This is a genomic window from Thalassotalea ganghwensis, from assembly GCF_053485795.1.
Genome location: NZ_JBQRUM010000024.1, coordinates 1 through 20,769 on the forward strand (window position 1 = coordinate 1; position 20,769 = coordinate 20,769).

18 protein-coding genes and 4 tRNA genes are annotated in these 20,769 nt (G+C 41.0%); 5 read left to right on the top strand and 17 right to left on the bottom strand.

The window, feature by feature from the left end; all coding sequences use genetic code 11:
- From ACSLUH_RS17890 to ACSLUH_RS17955, 14 genes are all read right to left on the bottom strand, one after another.
- A partial coding sequence (locus ACSLUH_RS17890) for a GTP-binding protein (RefSeq protein WP_281561731.1) occupies nucleotides 1–128 on the bottom strand: 128 nt, incomplete at its 3' end.
- Nucleotides 129–198: 70 nt separating this feature from the next.
- Nucleotides 199–274: transfer RNA gene (locus ACSLUH_RS17895), tRNA-Thr, on the bottom strand.
- A gap of 13 nt (nucleotides 275–287) precedes the next feature.
- Nucleotides 288–361: transfer RNA gene (locus ACSLUH_RS17900), tRNA-Gly, on the bottom strand.
- 30 nt (nucleotides 362–391) lie between these two features.
- Nucleotides 392–476, bottom strand: a tRNA-Tyr gene (locus tag ACSLUH_RS17905).
- A 33-nt stretch (nucleotides 477–509) separates the two neighbouring features.
- Nucleotides 510–585 (bottom strand) — tRNA-Thr (locus tag ACSLUH_RS17910).
- A gap of 115 nt (nucleotides 586–700) precedes the next feature.
- A complete protein-coding gene (locus ACSLUH_RS17915; protein WP_448569555.1) occupies nucleotides 701–1,432 on the bottom strand; it encodes a type III pantothenate kinase in 732 nt (243 codons plus the stop codon).
- Nucleotides 1,432–2,406, bottom strand: a complete 975-nt coding sequence (birA, locus tag ACSLUH_RS17920) for a bifunctional biotin--[acetyl-CoA-carboxylase] ligase/biotin operon repressor BirA (protein ID WP_448569557.1) — start codon at nucleotides 2,404–2,406, stop codon at nucleotides 1,432–1,434. The genes ACSLUH_RS17915 and birA overlap by 1 nt, the downstream gene beginning before the upstream one ends.
- Nucleotides 2,399–3,427: a UDP-N-acetylmuramate dehydrogenase gene (gene murB, locus ACSLUH_RS17925; protein WP_448569559.1), complete on the bottom strand. Its 1,029-nt coding sequence runs from the start codon at nucleotides 3,425–3,427 to the stop codon at nucleotides 2,399–2,401. Before murB ends, birA begins: the two co-directional genes overlap by 8 nt.
- Nucleotides 3,428–3,507: 80 nt before the next feature.
- The gene (locus ACSLUH_RS17930; RefSeq protein WP_448569561.1) at nucleotides 3,508–5,664 is read right to left on the bottom strand and encodes a GumC family protein; all 2,157 of its coding nucleotides are present in this window, start codon (nucleotides 5,662–5,664) and stop codon (nucleotides 3,508–3,510) included.
- Complete coding sequence (locus ACSLUH_RS17935) at nucleotides 5,661–6,173, bottom strand: polysaccharide biosynthesis/export family protein (RefSeq protein WP_448569563.1); 513 nt, start codon at nucleotides 6,171–6,173, stop codon at nucleotides 5,661–5,663. The genes ACSLUH_RS17930 and ACSLUH_RS17935 overlap by 4 nt, the downstream gene beginning before the upstream one ends.
- A gap of 19 nt (nucleotides 6,174–6,192) precedes the next feature.
- Nucleotides 6,193–7,368: an outer membrane beta-barrel protein gene (locus ACSLUH_RS17940; RefSeq protein ID WP_448569565.1), complete on the bottom strand. Its 1,176-nt coding sequence runs from the start codon at nucleotides 7,366–7,368 to the stop codon at nucleotides 6,193–6,195.
- Nucleotides 7,369–7,477: 109 nt separating this feature from the next.
- A complete protein-coding gene (locus tag ACSLUH_RS17945) occupies nucleotides 7,478–8,638 on the bottom strand; it encodes a nucleotidyltransferase family protein (protein ID WP_448569567.1) in 1,161 nt (386 codons plus the stop codon).
- Nucleotides 8,629–9,807: a hypothetical protein gene (locus ACSLUH_RS17950; protein ID WP_448569569.1), complete on the bottom strand. Its 1,179-nt coding sequence runs from the start codon at nucleotides 9,805–9,807 to the stop codon at nucleotides 8,629–8,631. The genes ACSLUH_RS17945 and ACSLUH_RS17950 overlap by 10 nt, the downstream gene beginning before the upstream one ends.
- 37 nt (nucleotides 9,808–9,844) lie before the next feature.
- The gene (locus tag ACSLUH_RS17955; RefSeq protein ID WP_448569571.1) at nucleotides 9,845–10,036 is read right to left on the bottom strand and encodes a hypothetical protein; all 192 of its coding nucleotides are present in this window, start codon (nucleotides 10,034–10,036) and stop codon (nucleotides 9,845–9,847) included.
- Between the two features lie 191 nt (nucleotides 10,037–10,227).
- Here ACSLUH_RS17955 and ACSLUH_RS17960 point away from each other — a divergent pair, with 191 nt between their 5' ends.
- The 4 genes from ACSLUH_RS17960 (at nucleotide 10,228) to ACSLUH_RS17975 (ending at nucleotide 17,008) form a co-directional block, all read left to right on the top strand.
- The gene (locus tag ACSLUH_RS17960; protein ID WP_448569573.1) at nucleotides 10,228–11,415 is read left to right on the top strand and encodes an efflux RND transporter periplasmic adaptor subunit; all 1,188 of its coding nucleotides are present in this window, start codon (nucleotides 10,228–10,230) and stop codon (nucleotides 11,413–11,415) included.
- Entirely contained in the window at nucleotides 11,405–14,497 is a 3,093-nt protein-coding gene (locus tag ACSLUH_RS17965) for an efflux RND transporter permease subunit (protein ID WP_448569575.1), read from the top strand. Before ACSLUH_RS17960 ends, ACSLUH_RS17965 begins: the two co-directional genes overlap by 11 nt.
- Nucleotides 14,498–14,606: 109 nt before the next feature.
- Entirely contained in the window at nucleotides 14,607–15,863 is a 1,257-nt protein-coding gene (locus ACSLUH_RS17970) for a saccharopine dehydrogenase family protein (protein ID WP_448569577.1), read from the top strand.
- Nucleotides 15,863–17,008, top strand: coding sequence for a type III PLP-dependent enzyme domain-containing protein (locus ACSLUH_RS17975; protein WP_448569579.1), 1,146 nt, complete (start codon nucleotides 15,863–15,865; stop codon nucleotides 17,006–17,008). The genes ACSLUH_RS17970 and ACSLUH_RS17975 overlap by 1 nt, the downstream gene beginning before the upstream one ends.
- Here the strand turns inward: ACSLUH_RS17975 and ACSLUH_RS17980 are convergent.
- Complete coding sequence (locus ACSLUH_RS17980) at nucleotides 17,005–17,703, bottom strand: LytR/AlgR family response regulator transcription factor (protein ID WP_448569581.1); 699 nt, start codon at nucleotides 17,701–17,703, stop codon at nucleotides 17,005–17,007. The two genes, ACSLUH_RS17975 and ACSLUH_RS17980, sit on opposite strands and share 4 nt — an antisense overlap.
- A complete protein-coding gene (locus tag ACSLUH_RS17985) occupies nucleotides 17,694–18,848 on the bottom strand; it encodes a sensor histidine kinase (protein WP_448569583.1) in 1,155 nt (384 codons plus the stop codon). The genes ACSLUH_RS17980 and ACSLUH_RS17985 overlap by 10 nt, the downstream gene beginning before the upstream one ends.
- A gap of 30 nt (nucleotides 18,849–18,878) precedes the next feature.
- Between ACSLUH_RS17985 and ACSLUH_RS17990 the strand changes: the two genes are divergently transcribed.
- Nucleotides 18,879–19,877, top strand: coding sequence for an alpha/beta hydrolase family protein (locus ACSLUH_RS17990; protein ID WP_448569585.1), 999 nt, complete (start codon nucleotides 18,879–18,881; stop codon nucleotides 19,875–19,877).
- A gap of 66 nt (nucleotides 19,878–19,943) precedes the next feature.
- On the opposite strand, the gene ACSLUH_RS17995 is transcribed toward ACSLUH_RS17990, so the two are convergent.
- Nucleotides 19,944–20,672, bottom strand: a complete 729-nt coding sequence (locus tag ACSLUH_RS17995; RefSeq protein WP_448569587.1) for a type 1 glutamine amidotransferase domain-containing protein — start codon at nucleotides 20,670–20,672, stop codon at nucleotides 19,944–19,946.
- Nucleotides 20,673–20,769 lie beyond the last annotated feature (97 nt).

The following is a 20,769-nucleotide window of genomic DNA, read 5'->3' on the forward strand; positions in this document are numbered from 1 at the left end:
TCACCACCGTGAGTTTTTGTTAATACTGCTGAGATAGCAGCTGTTAACGTAGTTTTACCGTGGTCAACGTGTCCGATTGTACCAACGTTTACATGCGGTTTCGAACGTTCAAATTTTTCTTTAGCCACTTTAAAATACCTCTAGGTAGATTAACAAAATTAAATTATTTAAATGAGTACAGGATAGAATATTGAAGGATGGTGCTGATAGGCAGATTTGAACTGCCGACCTCACCCTTACCAAGGGTGCGCTCTACCAACTGAGCCATATCAGCACAACAACAAAGATGGAGCGGACGGCGGGAATCGAACCCGCAGCTTTAGCTTGGAAGGCTAAGGTATTACCACTATACGACGTCCGCATTTTTCTACCATATATCTCCGTATAAAAATGGTGGAGGGAGGTGGATTCGAACCACCGAAGGCTGAGCCGTCAGATTTACAGTCTGATCCCTTTGGCCACTCGGGAACCCCTCCATAATTTTTATATCTCTGTATACAGAGTATTAATGGTGCCGACTGCCGGAATCGAACTGGCGACCTACTGATTACAAGTCAGTTGCTCTACCAACTGAGCTAAGTCGGCACTACATTAAGTGGAGCGAATTCTAGTGTAATGTTTTGCCCCTTGCAAGAGCAAATTGTAAAAAAAACGGGGTTTTTGATTGTTTGTCGCTTTTTTACCCAAAAACACCGAAATTTTAGCGCTGTTCGCTGATAAATCGTTGCATTCCGATAAAGATTAAATCATCTACTAGGCTATATGGCTGTTGGATAAACCGACTTAATTGATCAGCGTTGCCACCCGTTAGGATAAGGTTAACTGCCGTTTGGTTTGTGTTAAGTTGGTCAATCAAGTACTCAATCGTCGCCGTTGTTGCCACCCAAGCACCATGATTGACACACTCATGAGTATTTTTACCTAACTCGACGCTGGCCTTTTCCAACGGTTGAGCGTCAATGCGTTGTGTTTGCGTCACTAACGCATTTTGTAATAAATCAATGCCCGGCAATATCCAACCACCTCGATGCAGACCGGAACTATCGACAACATCAATGGTGGTAGCGGTACCTGCATCAACGATTATACAATGCTGCTGAGGATATAACTGAGCCGCGGCAAGAATAACCAACCAACGATCAACGCCAAGTTTCTCTGGCTCCTGATAGGCACATTGAATACCAAATCGTTGAGCTTCTGTTGTTAATAACCTAAAGCCAATATTATGTTGCTGGCACCAATCTCTTATCATTTCAGACAGTTTTTCGGATCCGACACTTGCAATAATTATTTGCTCAGCCTGACTAAAGTTGTGCGTTAGCCACTCAGGGGTTATATCTAACGTTAAGCAAACATTAATTGCACTACGTTGCTCTAAAATAACAGACAGATATTTACTACGAGTGTTACCGATATCTAATAAAATTTGCATTAGTTACCTCTTAAACTCACTTCGCCGCCATATATCGGTTTAATTTCACCCTGACACTCTAGCAATAGAGCACCTTGATTATTAATACCACGGCAGATACCTTCGGTTATTTTCTCTCCAGAGATTAACCTAACTGGCTTGTTTAAAAATCTATCACGTTGGTGCCATGTTTCAAGCATGGCATTAATCCCTTGCTCTTGATGCTCACGTAACCTTAGGGTAAGCGTATTAATGATCACGCCAGCAAGCTCGCTGCGATCAACTGGTTGTTTGCAATGGCTTTGTAAATCGGTCCAAGGCTGGTCAATGTGTTTCCCCGCTTCATTTGGCATCGCCACATTAACACCTAAACCGATCACACAGTGACAAGGCTCTAGTGCTTGCCCTTCCAAATCAATCAGAATCCCAGCCAGCTTTTTACCGTCGATGTAAATGTCATTTGGCCATTTCAATTCCACGTCAATTCCATAACATTGCTTTATTGCATCACTAATCGCTATGGCCGCAACCACGCTTAACCCCATTGCAGCTGACATGCCCTGCTCTAAATACCAATACATTGACATATAAAGATGTGAACCAAAAGGCGACATCCATTGTTTACCGCGTCGACCGCGACCGGCACTTTGATACTCAGCAATGCAAACTTGTGCTTGTTTGATGTTGCTAGGTAATTTCCGTAATAAGTAATTGTTGGTTGAGTCGATAATCGTATGAAGTTCAACTTTACTGGCTAAGGCACTGCGATTTAATTGACTGAGCACTTTGATTTTATCGATAAGTGCTATTGGCTGAGCCAACCGATAGCCTTTACCTGTAACACTAAAAACATCCAGCCCCATATCGGCAAGCGTTGAGATATGTTTGGATATAGCAGCTCGACTGATTCCAAGTTGCTCTCCCAACTGTTGCCCTGAAACAAACGCACCACTAGCCAGTTCATTGATAATTTGCGCTTTGATTAAATTAGCCACGTGCTGCCTCAAAAGCAATATAGCCACTATGATCAACCATTCTCACTTCTGGTGTGAGACGAACGTTAAATAACCTAAACACCTGCTGACTAATTTCTTGTGCTAGTAAAAATATCGCATAACCATTGTCACTGCCATGATTGACTAATACCAACGCTTGTTTATCGTGTACACCCACGCCATTTTTTACTAGGCCCTTAAAGCCAGCTTGCTCAATCAGCCAACCGGCCGCAAGCTTAACTTGACCTGATGATTGTGGATAGAATGGCATATCTGGATATTGTTGATGCAATATTTGAAATTGTGCTTGTTCAACAACTGGATTTTTAAAAAAACTACCGGCATTGGGAATAACTTTCGGATCGGGTAACTTAGCCGAACGGATCTTAATAACCTGATTAAATATCTGCTCAGCACTGACATCCTCTGGCAACTGGTCAAGCCCTGCATACGTTTTTTTGGCGTGCCACGCTTTACTCAGTTTTATCTTAACCTCAACAATAATACCTTTATCTTTTAACTGATGTTTAAAAATACTATCTCGATAGGCAAACTGACACTCTTGATTGGTGAGGGTTTTCGTTTGTAAATCATCAAAGCTAAACCAGGTGACACTGTCAAGCACATCGGCTATTTCAACCCCGTAAGCGCCAATATTTTGAATCGGTGCAGCGCCAACACTACCAGGTATTAATGCTAAATTTTCTAACCCTCGATACCCTTGTTGAATGCAATAACTAACCAATTGGTGCCAGTTTTCACTGCAGCCTACCGACAAGATATAGGTATGGTCGTCTTCTTCAACTGAGATGCCATTAAATTCAGGTTTAATAATGCATGGCGCGGTATCTTCGGTAAATAAGGTATTACTACCTTCTCCTAGGATATAGAAATTGGCCGGCAGCTGGCTAACTAATAGCTTGAGATCATCCACTGACTTTGGGAAATATATTGTTGGCGCAACCGCATCATAGCCGAAACTATTGAGATGTTTTAAAGAATATTGGTGTAGAGACTTCATTAACGATCAAATTGGGATTTTTACTTATTATAAACACATTTCACTGACAGGCGATATCAGAGACTAATGAGGTCATTGATTTACCCCTGTTTGCGGACCGGCATCTTGATAATATTGCCTTTATCGGGGTAATACTTACCCTGATAACGTTGGCTATCGATATTTTCACTATGATTAACAATGACACCTTCTATCGGCGCGTTGACTTGTCTTAAACTGCGTAGGCCTGAAATAATTTGCTCGCGTTTTGTTCTGCCACCATGAACGATATAGAGCAAACTATCAACATGTCTAGCGATAATCATTGCATCACTAACCGCATTAACCGGTGGTGTTTCAATAATTATCCGATCATAAAAGTTACCAAATACATTTAATAGCATTTTAAAACGTTTCATCGATAAAAATGCCAATGGATTTGCAGGAGATACGCCAGAAGTTAGTATATCGAGCTTAATATGCTTATCGCGGGTAATGCACTCATTAATTTGATGTGTTTTAGCAAGTAAATTGGATAGCCCTGGGCGATTGGGTTCCAACCCTAAACGCTTGTATAGCGTTGGGTGGCGCATATCACCTTCAATCAATAGCACTTTTTCCATTTCGCTGTATGAACGTGCCAACTCTAAAGCAACCGTCGATTTCCCCTCGTTAGGTAAAGAAGATGTGATGGCAATAACCTTTGGAGCTTCTTTTTCGCCACTAAAAAGCAAGGCCGTGCGCAGTGAACGAACTGCTTCAACAAAGCGACCATCGTTATGATAGGTTTCTTCACCGTCAGATGTCGTGGTAACATTTTTAAACTTAGGTAACACAGCTAAAATTGGGGCTTCATTAAAGTTATCTAACTTACGACGCGAGTTTAATGTATCCATTAATAATTCACGCATAATGACAATTATTGAAATAAAAGCACCAGATAATATGAAGGCTAAGGTGACATATAAGGTTTTATTCGGCGCTATTTGACCTTTGGGTGTCAGTGCTTTATCGATAAACCTGACATAAAAGTTAGATTTATAATTCCCCATCGCATCGGTTTCTTTCAAACGCATCAAATAATTACTGTAAAGCTCTTTATTGGTTTCTACTTCTCTTTCTAATTGAGAAAACTTATTCTCAAGGCGACTTAACCGCAAATAATCCTGCTTTGATTTCTCTAGGCGACGTTCAGTAGCTTTGACTTTTTCTTGGCTATTAAAATAGCTTTTTTCCAGTGACACGACTAAGTTATCAACGTGTTCTCTAATACGTTCTTGAACCGATTCCAACTCCGAACGAGCAGCAATTAATTTCGGGTGTTTTGGGCCATAGCGTTTTGACAGTTCATTAAAACGTCGTTCCACTTGCTCTTCTGATCTTTTCAACTGCAAATAGGTCGGTTGGTTGGCGATTTGTTCTAATTCAGTAAGTGCTGAAAAGTTATCCTTATTGGCTTGAATGTACTGATAAGTAACCGCTAACTCATCCGCCTGCTTAGACAACACAAGCGCAGAGGATGTTAACTCAGTTAATTCCGCGCTCACTAAACCTGAAACCCCTCGAATATCAACAATGCCCTCAGTCTCGCGATAATTCTGTAAAGCCAGCTCTGAAGCTTCTAGTTTCTTACCTAACTCTTCAAGCTGATCAACTAACCATTGTGAAGTTGACTCTTTAGATTCGCTATGAATTTCATCTTGATATTGCAGGTAAGTAATACCTATCTGATTAGCAACTTGCATCGCCAGTTCGGGTGAATAAGCGACAAAGGAAATTTTGACTAATTCAGTACCAGCAATCGGCGATATCTTAAGTCGACTACGAAAGGCTGGAACAACTTGCTCTATTGAAGGACGAACTTCCGACGTACCACGCTTAGCAAGAAAAGGGATTTTATCGTTATATTTTCCGGTATTAAACTCTTCATGGGCAGTCAAATTTAAACTTGATACGACCCGCTCAGCAAATTTGCGTGAGCGCAGCAATTCGTATTGTGTTTGCACCTGTTCATAGCTGGCTAATGACTCATTAAAAGCATCATTTATTGATAGGGTATTCGATGGCTTATTCATCCCTATTTGCATAATAGCGGTTGCCTGATAAGAAGGCTTTAACAGAGACACATAAAATCCAACAGCAAACGTCACCACTAGGGTGAAAAAGATAATTTTCCAACGACGTGACCAAAGCGGGCTTAAAATCTCTTTTAAGGCCACTTCATCTTGCATCAAATTTTGGTTATCTTGCTGGTTCAAAAGAAACTTTGCTCTATCTTAATAATATCATCAGGTTGAATTAACGTTGCAACCGTCGCTTGTATCGTTATTGTAGAGCCATCAACTTCGCGAGTAATCTTCCAATCAGTCGTTGATGCTCTGCTTGCTAAACCGCCTGCTAATGCAATGGCTTTGTCTAGTGTTAAATCATCCTGATAGGGGTAGCCTCCCGGCTTTTTTACCTCGCCGTGAATAAAAAATGGGCGATAAGTTACTATGGTTACCGTCACTTGTGGGTCGATTAGGTAATCGCCAAGCAAACCTTTTCGAATATGCTGTTCAAGTGATTTTGTTGTTTGACCTATCACTTGAATATCATCCAAAAATGGAAAGCTTATAATGCCTGCTTTATCAATTTTTACTTTTGTTGTTAAGTCCGGTTCGCCATAAACGTTGATCTCTATCTGATCACCAGCACCCAACTTATAGTTGGCTGACCAAGCACTAAAACTCGAGAAAACAATAATAAAAACTGCTAATAACTGCATATTTTTTACTCAATATTGATCAGAGTGTAACATTTATTCCCAACAAAAGGCTATTCTTGTGATAATCATAACGCTCACCGCTTGCCGCAAGTATTTCCAACTGATAGCGCAAATAAAACGACAACCAATGATTACGCAAATATTGTACTTCTATAATAGCACCTAAATAGTCTTCTTTTTCATTGAACGTTGAAGCGATAATTTCCTCTTGACTAAAGCTGAGTTCTGCCAAGAGATTGACATAATCATTCCATTTCTTACTTAATGCTAATCGATGGTTGTCAACTAACCGGTAACTATCTTGTAATCGACTCGCTAAAGCAAAGTCTCGCTCGGAACTTAATCTTAACTTTACATCTTCTAATGGGTTCCAGTTAACATTTATACGCCACTTAAATGCGCTATCATTGGCCAAAATCGAATCTTTAAATTGAATCTCTTGATAGCCCACCAAAATGGCAACATCAGTAATATTGGTTGATTGCCACTTAAACCCCATTAAACCGACATACTTGTCTCTGTTTTGTAATGGATTATTCTTAAATTCAATGCGTTCAAGTGTAATATCTGATGCAAAATAAGAGCCACCTCCAACCAAGTAATCAAAACTAGGGTTGATAAAAGTACTCTCACTGTCGAATACTCGTGTAAGGTATCGACGTGTTTGATAGCGCTCTTGCTCATAGCCAAAGGCGACTTTAAGTTTAGCTGTCGAAGATTTTTGCCCATAAAAATAGCCACTTTCTATGCCACTTGACACCTTATTATCACCAACCTCTACCGACAAAGGCTCTCCTAACGTAAGTCCAGTGCCTCGCGCTTGAAACATATCATTATACTTGCCTTGTACGTATATACCTTGTTTAGCACTAAATCGATATTGATAACTCGGCTCAACGCTGACATTACTGTGATTATTATCACTGTCATCTTGATAACGCACATGCTCTGTTGACGCGTTGAGTTGTATCAGGTGTTGCTCAAACTGTGTCTGTATATTGGCAGTTGGCACGACTTTCAAAAAACTTTCTTGCAGTTTATTTTCATCAGAATAAAGTAGATTATCATCGACCCCATATTCTGCACGCACACCTAAGGTCAGTTCATTGCCTTCTTTAACATTAAACGGATCACTGCCATGGCAACTAAATGCCGCACTTAGCGCAAAAGCAAAACCACAAATTTTAAACAGCATTTGAAGCACTATTAACTTTCCGTTTATAAAGTAACCACGATCATATTGGCATTGCACCCGATTTTGATTTAGAACACAAGCATTAGTAACAAAGCAGTTACATAACACTTTACTTACCGGTAATTTGAGACCACAACATCATTAGATGACGCCTAAGGTGAAGAAATCGTGCCCTTATGACCGGAAATAAGCCAACCTTCCCATATAACCTCAGTAGGTTTTGGCCATCATAGCTTCGCAGCAGCGCTTGAAAATAATGCATAGCAGTCATTCGTCCTTGAGTTTTTACATATTTAGTTATTCCGCGTTCGATAAATTGTTCGGCAAGTTGTTTATTTTCCAATGCTATTGGAATTTCTGTATCAAAAAAATAACCTAACTGATAAAGAAAGTTTGTCAACGCCGGCGTCTGATTGCTAAGAGAAAATGCCCTGTTGACGATTTGCCAGTCTATCGCCGTATCATAGTATTTGACCATCCGATAAACATTATAAACTTGACGTAAGTCCAAGGTATTATGTTGATAATGTTGATCTGAGATTTCACTGTGAGCTATTGCCATAATCACTTGATGATTAGCACTTAATTGCTTGCTTTCAAGCCCATTATCAAGCGACAACTCTTGGCACTCTTGCCACATCGCCGCTGTAGACAATACCTCGTTTACTTGATGCTTAAGCCCATCGACATGGAGTTCGATATAACATGCTCCGTTTGGGCGAATTAGCGGCGGTGCATGATGATGATTTAAAGGTAATACATCGAAACGCTCTGTACGCTCCTGATAACCTTGGGCTTTTAGTACGTTAATAGCTTGAGCTAATTGGTTTAGCGGGATAAGTATATCAATATCAACCATATAACGACTAGTGATTGGCGTAGCAACACCATTAAACAATTGCGCCGCACCCTTTAATAACAGGTGAGCGATACCATGTTGACTAAGCAGCTCGCAAACATCAATGACTTCTTGTTTGATTGCTAAAGCACGTTGTTGATAAATTTGCTCAATGTAAGTTAAGTATTCATGTAATTGCTCTGGTAAGTACTGCCATAGCTTGTCACTCTTAAATTGAGCGATGAGCGCCCCGGTCAGCCAAAAATTATTGGCTAGAGCGATTAAAGGAAGGTAGTTTTTTTCTTGCGTTAGTTCAGCTAATCTCGGGGACTTATCAAGGTTTTCTTTTGATAACCAAAAACTCAGTTCGGCAAAGGTGTTAGCTTTGATTTTTTCGTCTGATTGCAAAACACTCTTTTGGTTTATTGCCATAATGACGATAGCCAAGGTAAAATTTGCGTATTGTTGCCATAGTACACCTTCTCTCGACGAATTGATGCGAGAAAATCAATAAGATGCTCTAACACATCCTGTGTGAGTTCAACACCAAGTTGATATCCTCCATCAGACAGTAGACTCAACGAGTCGATAATCGACAGTGGTTCAATTAAGCTTTTTTCAACTGCTGCATCATAGTTAGGGCTAACTAACATTTTTGTTTGCCCTGCCTTTTCCTGTGCGTTTTCGTCGCAAGAAAATGAGGGAGGCCAAAGATATTTAAGTTTACGCCCGTCTAATCGTCGCCAACATTTGGCCTGCTTGATCTCTGGGAAGAGTTCTGCCATATGTAACCAGCTGCCTGATTTTATTGCCATAGGTAGCGGTAAAACTTTAACATTAAACCCTTTATCTAGCGCAATCATCTCGTCAGAATATAAACAATAGCCTTGCTTAACCAACAGTGCCGCCAAAGTAGACTTGCCGACACCGGACTTACCTGGCAATAAAAGATCACCATCTTGATGCTGCAAAGCCGCGCCATGAAAACAATACAAATAATCACTTTTTTGAAAACAAAGCACCTGCATATGATCAATTATCAGTGGCATGACAAAATCTTGATGGGGGACAGTATCAATATTCAACTGATTACATCGCAAATTATAATGCTCGCCTTGAGCTGTTTCTTGATGGTGAATATCTATAATAAAGTCAACTTCACTCAACGTTTTACGACAGGGTTCAAAAAGCTGCGTTATTTCCAATGCGAGCGAATCGTTGTTGGTGTTAATCGCAAATGACGCCTGCCCGAGTTCGACAGTAATACTTTGGGCTGGGGCTTTAGTTTTGTTAAGTTTTGTATGACTGAGTTCTGGATAGCGCCCATCGAGATAAGTAACATCTTCTCGCCGCTCATCAAATAGCGGAATGATGTCTTGGTAATAGTGAACTAATTGCTGTGAAGCCATCCCACTAATGTCGGCAACCTGAGCGATTGCTTCCTGTTCACTTTTTCCTTCATCTAATACCAATAATAAACTGACTGACACAGGAGGTAAGTGAAAAAGTGATTGTTTAATTTTGTGAAAAACAAGTGCTTGCTCGTTTTCTACATACAGAGTCAAATAAGAATGGTTAAGCGCAAGCCGAGTTAACGCCATAAACAACCTAATAATTTAACGTAAATTGGTTAACTGATTAACGACAACCTTTACCGTTACTCCCACCGTTTTTACAACTTTTTGGCGCGGCTGAAGTACTAGGGCTCATTAGTGCCGTTAAGGCAACTGGCGTAATCACCGCTAATTTTCCAAATTTTTCCAAAAACTTACGTCGTTGTTCAAGGTCCGTTTCAACAGTATTAATGGTTTTATTGACATTTTTTTGCATAACGTTTACCTACTTACTTCACAACGTTTGGTTCGTTAATCATAACAACTTTGTTGTTTGAAATATAGTCAATTTTTTCGCTACTATGAGCTGCAAATAAATGATGAAGATACACTTATTCGCAGATTTGAACTAAATCTAACAAACTCTCGTATACTTCACAGTAATTCGACAAGCTTTGGAAGGCATCTATGACGGAAGAATCGATTAATCGTCCAACATTATTGAAAACCCTCATTTTATGTCTCATCATTCTAATGATTACCGCTGGGTTTATCTTACTTATTTTCTCCACTGAACCCGAGCCCACCAAAGAAACCGCAACAAAGCGAAGCGCAATGCTAGTGGAAGTGATACCCGTCACGATCGGTGATTTTGTGCCAAAAATTAATGCGATGGGAGTCGTTGTACCGGCGCAGTCGATAGCGCTTACTAGTCAAGTCAGCGGCAAGATCAAGCAAATATCTGAGCAATTTGTTCCTGGCCAATTTATCCAGCAAGGAGAAACCTTAGCTCAAATAGAAAAATCTGATTACCAGTTGCAATTGCAACAACGAGAAAACCAAGTGATAAAAGCGAATGCTGCGCTACAAATAGAGTTGGGCGAACAAGAGGTTGCTAAAAAAATCTATACCGATTTAGAGCAAGATCTTCCCGCTTCTTCACGCGCCCTAATGCTCAGAGAGCCACAACTCAAACAAGCAAGAGCTAACGTTCAAGAAGCTGAGTTACAATTAGCACAGGCAAAGCTTGAACTTGAAAGAACTGCTTTATCCGCGCCATTTGACGCTTACATTCAACGTAAACTGGTTTCGCTCGGCTCGCACGTTTCTAAAGGAGATGCCATTGCACAATTAGTTGGTGTCGACCAATACTGGATTGAAGCTGCTATCCCGACAGAAAAACTCTCCGCCATTTCCATTGCTCAAGAATCAAATATCGAGGTTAATGTGACAGACCGCCTTGCATGGCGAAATGGGCAATCACGAATGGGGAAGCTAATCAGCTTGTTGCCTCTGGTTGATGATACAAGCCGAATGGCTAAAGTGCTCATCAGTGTAGATGATCCACTTGATATTGAACAAACCAAAAAGCCCAAACTAACATTAGGTGCTTATGTCTCGGTGGATATTCCGACAATAGCGCTAAATCAAGTTGCAAAAATCGAACGACAGTGGCTAAGAAAAAACGAGACAATCTGGCTAATGGAAGATGGAAAATTAGCCATTCGGCCATTAAATATTGTTTTTCGCGACCAAGAATTTGTTTATGTCAAAGATAGCTTAAAGGTTAGCGATAACATCGTAACTACTGATCTTTCACGCGTAAAAGAAGGGCTAAGTTTGAGAGTCGCGGGGCAAGTTGACGATGAAAAGTAGTACAGTTAACCCCTTAGAGCATGGCCCTATTGCATGGATGGCTCGCAACCCAGTGGCTGCCAATTTGTTGATGATGATTTTATTGGTTGGCGGTATTTACACCGCATTCACCGTTAAAAAGGAAGTGTTTCCCGCCTTCGAAATGGACATCATTGACATTAGCGTTGCCTATCCCGGCTCTTCACCCGCAGAAGTAGAGCAAGGTATTTTACAACCGATTGAAGATGCCGTTCGCTCGGTACAAGGCATTAAAGAGCTCAGCGCTCGTGCACGAGAAGGATCAGGCAATGTCAGTGTAGAATTGGTTGCAGGTACTGACCGTATGAAAGCATTTCAAGAAATTGATCAGGCAGTAAATCGAATTCGCACGTTTCCTATTGATGCAGAAGACCCTGAAGTAAATATCCGTGATCAACAACAAGAAGTGATGGAAGTTGGCCTGTACGGTGATGTCGATATTGCGACCTTGCGCCAACTCATTGAACAATTGCGCGACCGACTGCTTTCCGAACCAGAAATCACCCAAGTAACCTTTGGCAATATGCCAAGTTATGTTATTCATGTTGAACTGTCGCAAGTACAACTAAGACGTTACAACATCACCTTAAGTGATGTTGCGAATCTGATCCGTAGCGCTGGGCAAGACGTCCCCGCCGGCGCGATTGATACCAGTCGCGGTGAGATATTATTGCGCCTGAACGAGCGCAAACAATGGGCACAAGAATTCCAGCAGATCCCAATCGTGAGAGACAGCACGGGAGCAATAATAACCTTAGGTGATATCGCCAACGTCTATGATGGCTTTGAAGAAGCTGGCTTTCACTCGCAGTTTAATCGTTTTCCCTCAGCTGAAGTCAATATTTATCGCGTTGGCGATCAATCTCCTTTGGTGATTGCAGAAGCCGTTGAACGAGTGTTAAAAGAACTTGATACCACCCTACCAGCAGGCGTCCAGTATCGAGTCGACAACAATGATGCTGAGAATTTTGAAGATCGCCTAATGCTGCTACTTAACAACGGCGGCGCTGCCATCATTATTGTTCTGGCTATATTAGCGATATTTTTAGAATACCGTTTAGCGTTTTGGATCATGATGGGCATGACCATTTCTTTTATCGGCGGTGTTTTATTTATTCCTTTTGCCGGTGTCAGCATCAACATGATTTCAATGTTCGCCTTTTTAGTGGTACTTGGTATTGTCGTAGACGATGCCATTGTTGTCGGTGAGAACATTTATGAGTATCGTCAAAAAGGAATGGACTATTTATCCGCAGCAATAAAAGGTGCCCAAGATATTGCGATTCCGGTCACCTTTACCATTTTAACCACTATCGTCGCTTTTATTCCGATTTTATTCATTCCCGGTACCACCGGAAAGTTTTGGTGGCCCTTTCCCGTCGTGGTTATTTTAGTGTTGTTATTATCTCTTATTGAGGCGCTATTTATATTACCAGCGCACCTTGCTCACAAAGCTAAACGAGAGTCGAGTGTCAGCGAGGCTATCCACCAGAAGCAAAACAAAGTCGCGAATGGTTTCAAGCAAATGATTGATAGCTATTATCGACCGTTCATCAATCGTTGTTTACATTATCGATATATCACCATCACCATTGCCATGTCGCTGTTATTAATTGCAGGCGCCTATGGCGTAAGTGGCCACATGGGGATTATTACCATGCCAAGAGTTGCAGCGGATGAAATTGAAGCCGGCGTGAGGCTACCTGTCGGTACTACCCGTGAGCAAGCTGCGCGTGTCGCCAATCAAATAACCAACGCGACCCATGAAATGTTTGAGAAACATGATCTACATTTAGCCGCGGAAGGTATCAAAACCAATGTTCGTGGTAAAAGCTTTATTGACGTAGAAATTGTGATGTTGCCTCCCGATGAACGCGACATGACGGCAGCACAGATGATTGCGCTGTGGCATAAAGAAATAGGCGATATTCCCGGTGTCGACCAAATCACCTTTGAAGCAGAGCGGGGGCCAGGAGGTTGGCGAGATGATATCAGTGTTGACCTTAGCCACCAAGATCACGACATGCTAGTGAGAGCGAGCCAACGCTTTAAAGAAGAAATGCAACAATTTACCGCAACACGTAATGTGAATGACAACTATAACAAGGGCAAACAGCAATACAGCTTTACCTTGAGGCCAGAGGGAGAATTGCTCGGTTTTACTCCGCAAGAAGTGGGGCGCCAAGTGCGTAATGCCTTTTATGGCGCAATTGCTATCCGCCAGCTACGCGGTACCAATGAAGTAGAAGTTAGAGTAAAACTTCCGTTAAGTGAGCGACAACAACATCATACCCTTGAAAATTTGGTACTAAAAAGCCCCCAAGGGATCGAGGTGCCACTACATGATGTCGCCGAAGCGACACTTGAAGAATCTTTTAGCTCTCTCAGCAGGCGCAATGGTTTGCGTGTCATTAATGTTGGGATGGATGTAGAACCACAAAACGCGCTAACTCAGGTGTCAACGGCAATGAAAGCGCAAATTCTGCCAATGCTGCGACAAGAGTTCCCTGGTTTAACCTGGGGTTTTCGTGGAAAAGAAGCGGAAATGAGAGAGTCGACCCAAGTGCTTTGGGCCGGCTTCACCATGGCGATGTTCATTATTTATGCCTTACTTGCAGTGGCGTTTCGAAGCTATAGCCAACCTTTAATTGTAATGATAGCTATCCCATTTGGTGTCATCGGGGTTGTTATCGGGCATTTGCTGCTTGGTTACGACTTATCACTCGTCAGCCTAATGGGGACAGTTGCCTTATCCGGTGTTGTCGTAAATGGTGCTTTAATTATGGTCGACTATGCCAATAAGCATCGTGAAGATAAGAGCGCTTTGCAAGCCATTAGTGAAGCCAGTGTCCGACGTTTTCGACCGATCGCATTAACGACCTTGACCACATTTGGTGGCTTAACACCAATCATCATGGAAAAATCAATGCAAGCGGCTCAACTTATACCAATGGCGATAGCGTTAGGGTTTGGCATTGTCGTTGCCAGTGCGATTATTTTGATCATCGTGCCTTGTTTCTATATGGCATTAGAGGATATTAAACAAAAATTGATAAATGAATAATTGTTGCTATAGATAAAAGACACTATACTAGCGAGTTTTTGGCTAGTCCTAAGCTTAATTTTTATACAGGGTGTTTTTATCACCTTAATTTAAAAGGTTTTTTACCGCTATGTCTCAAAATCAATTAACATCAAATACACTTTATCTTATCGGTACAGGTGAGGTAGCGAAAGCAGCACTTTATAAGTTAGTACAATTATACCCTACACAAACAATTGCTGTTGTTGCCTCTAACCGATCAGGTGGTTTAGATTTACTGCGCGAGAACGTCGCTCAAGATTTATCGGTATCAAACATTAGTTACCATCAAGTAGATATTTACAACAAAATTGACGAGTTAGCGCAATTAATTCAATCAACCGCAGGTGAGCAACCACAAATTATTTTTAATTTAGGGTCTCCCTATTTAGATATGAAATTAATGGCCTTAGCCATAGAAACTAACTGTCATTATGTCGACACCGCTTGCTATGAAGAGCTTGACACGAAAGGCTTTAGCTACCAACAACAATTAGCCTTAGCACCTGAATTTGAAAAGCGTGGTTTAAAAGCACTATTAGGTGGCGGCGGATCACCAGGTATTACTAACGTGTTAACACGCTTGCACGATAACAAGCGCACCTGTGAAAGCGTGAAGATTTTTGATTACAACGGCGGCTCACAAAATAAATACCCGTGGGCAACTAACTTTGCCGCAGAAGATAACTTAAAAGAGCTAGATAACCCGGCTAAATTCTTAAAAAATGGCGAGTGGACAGAAGTACCTGCTTTTTCAGAGCGTTTACATATCACCGACCCGTTAAATATTGGTGATGACCAACCCGTAGGCTTTAATACCATTTATCATGAAGAGCAAGAAACCATTAACATGGTGTTCCCTCATATCAAAAATATTTATAACTACATGAGTTTTGGCGAAGACTACATCAAATACTTTAAATTATTCCGTGATCTGGGTTTACTAGGTGTTGAGCCAATTTCTGATGGTCAAGGTGGAGAAATTATTCCTATTCGATTTTTAGCATCATTAATGCCTCACCCACGTGATGTTGCGCCATTAGTGACTGGTCCAGCAGGTATGCGTGTTGAGTCTTCAGCTGTTGGTTCTAGCGAAATGGATCTCGTCAGTGTTTGGCGAATGAAACATGAAGATTGCTGGGCTGATACAAAAACTGGCGCGGTTGCTTGGTCAACGGGCGTACCAGCATGCCTATTTTTAGATGCGCTAATGCAATATGACGGTACCGGTGTATTTGTTCCAGAAAATTTACCTAACTTATCAAGCGAGCTATTTACTGACTTAGCCGACAAGTATGGTTTAGAAGTAGACTCATACAACGGCTCAGGTGATAAGGTAAGCCTTTAATGGATTTAGCTGCACCACGTAGACCAACGCATATATTTGACGAGTGTCAGTTTGAAAAAAACCTTGCTGAATTAAAGGCATTTAAAGAAAGCTGTGGCCTAAAGATATTGCTTGCCTTGAAGGGGTATAACCCCCTTCACTCAGCTGATTTAGTTAATCAGTATTTAGACGGTATTGCTGCATCTTCATTAAATGAAGCACGCTCTTCTTTTGAGCATTACCAAGGGGAAATTCATACTTATTGCCCTGCTTACGATGAAGACACCTTTGATGAACTGATGCGCTATAGCAGTCATGTTGTGTTTAACTCGCATCAAGATTTAGCGCGCTTTGCCCATAGAGTTCCAAAGCACGTTAGCATCGATATTCGTTTAAACCTTCAACATGACGGTATGGAAACTGATGTCTTTGCCGGCTATAACCCAAATAAGCCACATTCACGCTTTGGCATAACCGCTGCTGAATTTAAACCAGATGATATCGAAAAATATGGTGTCACTGGTGTGCATTTTCATGCCTTGTGCTCGCAAGGTGCAGCTGACTTAAAGAGCTGCGTCATTGCTTTACAAGAAAAATTTCCTAACCTGTTACAACAAGTGCAACGAATTAATATGGGAGGTGGACACATGGTTTGTCGCCCAGATTATGACTACGATACGCTAGCAGGTGTGGTTAAAGGCTTACAAAACGACTTTAATTTAGACGTTTATATTGAACCAAGTGAGCATGTATTTGCCAATGTTGGTGTACTCAAAGCGCGTGTGCTGTCGTTGGTGAATAACGAAATGCCTATCGCCATTTTAAACGTCAGCGCTAAAAACCATATGCCAGATATTATGGAAAGCCCTGATTACAACGTTAATATTGCCGAAGGCAGTTTTGGACATAATGAAAGAGCCTATCCCTATATGCTCGGTGGCAATACCTGTTTAACTGGGGATGTCATTGGCGGTTATAGCTTTGATAAACCACTTGCCATAGACGACTGCATTACCTTTTTAGATCAAACGCCTTATACGCAAGTACAATGTCATCATTTTAATGGGGTTAATCAACCGGACTTTGTTGTTTTAGATACTCAAGGTAAGGTAAAGCATCATCGCGTAGACGATTATCAACGCTACTTAACTACGGTAATTTGTTAGAACAACACATCTATATCGGCGCGATAGGTTTTACCAATAGTTAAATCTTTCTCGCCAATATATAGGTGATCTTTATCAATCGAATCCACCCTAGCTTTATTAACTATTGTAGATCGGTGAATGCGAATAAATTCAGTTTCTGGCAAGCTTTGTTGGAATGCGGAAAGCGTACCTAAGATAAATAACTTGCCTTTTGCTAAATGAATTTCAGTGTAATCTCCTTGTGCTTGTAAATACAAAATATCATCAAACATGATGCGTTTTTTTACACCACCATCTTTAACAAATACATAACGGTTACTCGAAACTGAAGACTCTTTGGATGTGTTACTTTCAGGTGAAATCGCATGCTTCGCTTTACTGATTGCTTTAATAAAACGAGGCAATAAGACCGGTTTTACTATGTAATCAACGACATCCAAATCAAATGCATTCACTGCGTATTCACTATGGGCAGTAATGAAAATAACCTTAATGGGTTTGGTTAATGACTTTGCAAATTCAATACCTGAGATCATCGGCATATTAATATCGGAAATAACTACATCGACCGCTTGTGAGTTGACAAACTGCAAAGCATCAATCGGGTTGTTGAAGGTTTTAAGTAATTCTACGTCCGCTAGTTGCTGACAGTATTCACTAAGTAAATCGATGACATGCTGTTCGTCGTCAAGCAATACCAATTTTATTGACATGGAATCGTTAACCTCGCGTGAAATAATCCATTTTGACTTTTCGTCGACAGCGTGAAGTTTTGCTCAAATAATAGCGCCAACCTTTGACGAAGATTATTCAATCCAGAACCACTTGGCTGATATGTAGCACTATTTTTTATCTGGCTACTGAGATCGAAGTTTATCACTTCAAAGGTAAGTTGGTTATTCGTTACCGATAAATTTATCGTGATTTCTGATGCTTGTTGGTCACATAGTCCATACTTAAACGCATTTTCAACTAACGGGTTTAATAACATCGGTGGAATGTTAACTTCTGCAGCGATTGGCCCATAGTTAAAGTTAATTAAGCAATTTCGATTAGACCGCAATTCTTGCAGCGCAATGTAAGCTTCTAGATGGTCAATTTCGTCCTCAAGTAAGACCCAATTTTTATCACTTTGCATCAAGGTATATCGCATTAATGATGATAGTTGCCCAATACTCTCTGCTAATTGATGTTGCTTTTCAGTGTAAGCCTTACTGTATAGTGCGTTTAAAGTATTAAATAAAAAATGAGGGTTGGTTTGGCTTTTCAATAGATCTAGCTGAGTTTGCAACGCATTAAGCTCTAGCTGGTTGTATCGCAACTTTTGTCGAACCAGATTAACCACGGCCCAAGTACAAAAAGAGCATATCGCAAAAAAGCTTTTTACCACACCATTAACCAGTAAAAAGTAATAATAATGCTCTGTGGTAACTTCAACCTGATATTGAGAAAGGCGCATACTGTCCAACCACACCGTCAAGGTTATCGCAATTAACCAAAGCAAGACACTAACTAGCAAACGTATCAAACGCTGATGGCTGATTTTAATGCTCAATAAGCCATAAACGAGATAAAAATAGGCAATGTTAATTATTAACCCCCGCCCAGCTTGATTGAAAAAGAACTTATCAGGAACAATGCTGCCTTTAACGGCATAACTGACGAACAAAGACAATGCTACAAGGATGACCAATACAACACCGTGAAGTGCAAATGGAAAATAACGGTTTAACCGTGTTGAGAAACTATTTTTCATATCCGTCCGTTCATCGATAGCAGGGTAACCGTTTACCGATGTAATTTCATCGTTCGTCGAATAATACCCTGAAACGTTCGTTATCGAAATATCATATTCCACAAGCAATAACTGAATTTGAGACAACAAACAATGAAACGATTACTAAACTGTATAATTGCGGCGTCAATCGCCCTAACCAGCCTAGTCTACGCCAAAGACAATTCAATCGCGACAGCGATCGATGCAATCGAAGGTGTGACAAAAGTCACCTCATGCTTTGCTGATGGTGAAAATGGTTATCACACCTTCATCCAAAACAATTTGGCTCAATTTAAGCGCAATTATAAACGTCATATGGCTAACCTAACTTATGAAAAACTTGCTTCTGGATTTCCAGAACAAAAATACCAACAACTTAAGGACAACATGCAATGCTGGCTGGTCAATTACCTATCAGACGGTATTGAGGTTGAAGGATTCTTATTAGCGGCAAAAAAGCTCTCTCATCAACAGCCCTTAGTTGTTTTCAATCGTGGTGGCAATGGGAACTTTGGTAAACAAACCCCTATGCAAATACTCAAACAACTCCCATTGGTGAAACAAGGCGCAATTGTTATTGGTAGCCAATATCGAGAGCAAGATGAGTTTGGTGGTAAAGATCTCAACGACGTTCATAACCTGATAGATATCGCTAAACAGTTGCCACAAGTTCAGCCAGGAAAAATTAACATGGTGGGAGTAAGCCGAGGTGGCATGACGAGTTACATGGTAGCAAAAGAACGAAGTGACATTAACAAGCTCGTGATATGGGCGGGAAATTCGGATCTCGCCAAAGCACTAGAATATCGTCCAGAGATGGAGCGTGTTTATCAATACCGTATCCCAAACTATTCAAAGAACAAAGCGTTAGAAATAGAAAAACGTTCTGCAATAAATTGGGTAGAAAAACTCGACCAGAACATTAGCATTTTATTGCTTCATGGCGATGCTGATAAGCGCGTTGATGTTAGCCAAGCGGAGATTATGGCTGATAAACTCACCCAACTTAATCGCCCTCATAAGCTAGTGATTTACCCAAACGGAAGCCATAACCTCAAACGTTATAACAAAGAAGTGTATCAAGAAATTGGCAATTGGTTTGCTGAGTAACGCCAACATTCATTAAGCGCTAAGCGGCAAGCAATAAATAGTTGCCGCTTAGCGATAAAAACGGTGCTAACTCCCCTTCAATAATTGCGCCAATCGCTGAGCAACGGGTGTTGCTGATGCTGGGTTTTGCCCCGTTAATACACCTCGATCATAAATCACGAAAGGCTGGTTTGGTTTAGCGAAACGAAATTGAGCATCTTGGCTTTCAAACTTATCTTGCAGTAAAAATGGATAGTTTGCTCTAGCCCAATCCCCTTCTTCATCATTTGATTTTGCCGTGATTTTGCGCGAAGTTGCTAGGTATTCACCATTGTCGAGTTTGACATTAACAAACGCTGCTGGGCCATGGCACACCGCGGCAACAATTTTATCTTGCCTTAAAAACTCTTTGGTTAGACGTTGCACGTCTGGGTTATCGGCTAAGTCAAACATTGGCCCTGCACCGCCCGGTACGTAAAACGCCAAGTAATCATTGGCATCAATATCTGCGAGCTTTTTAGGTTGAGTGATCGCCCCTTGCGCTAATAACCCCTTGTAGTAGGCTTGCTCGTTGTCAGATAATTGATTTTCCGCAGCGGGATAACCTTTATCGCCATTCGGGCTGGCAAAATCAACAATAAAACCTTGCTCAAGCAATACTTGGTATGGCTCAACCACCTCCGGTAAAAAATACCCATGTTTATCCGCGGATAAAATAAATAATACTTTCTGTTGCAGTGCTGCATCACTTTGACCTGAAAGTAAACCACCCAACAATATCAGCGTGGTAATAAGCCGCTTTATTCCAAAACTCATCAATAACTCCTAAATATTCAAAATAAAAATTCAGGAAGATACTCCGTTATCGATGAGCTAGTTTCATTACCCTAAACGAACTTTTTGTGACTATTAA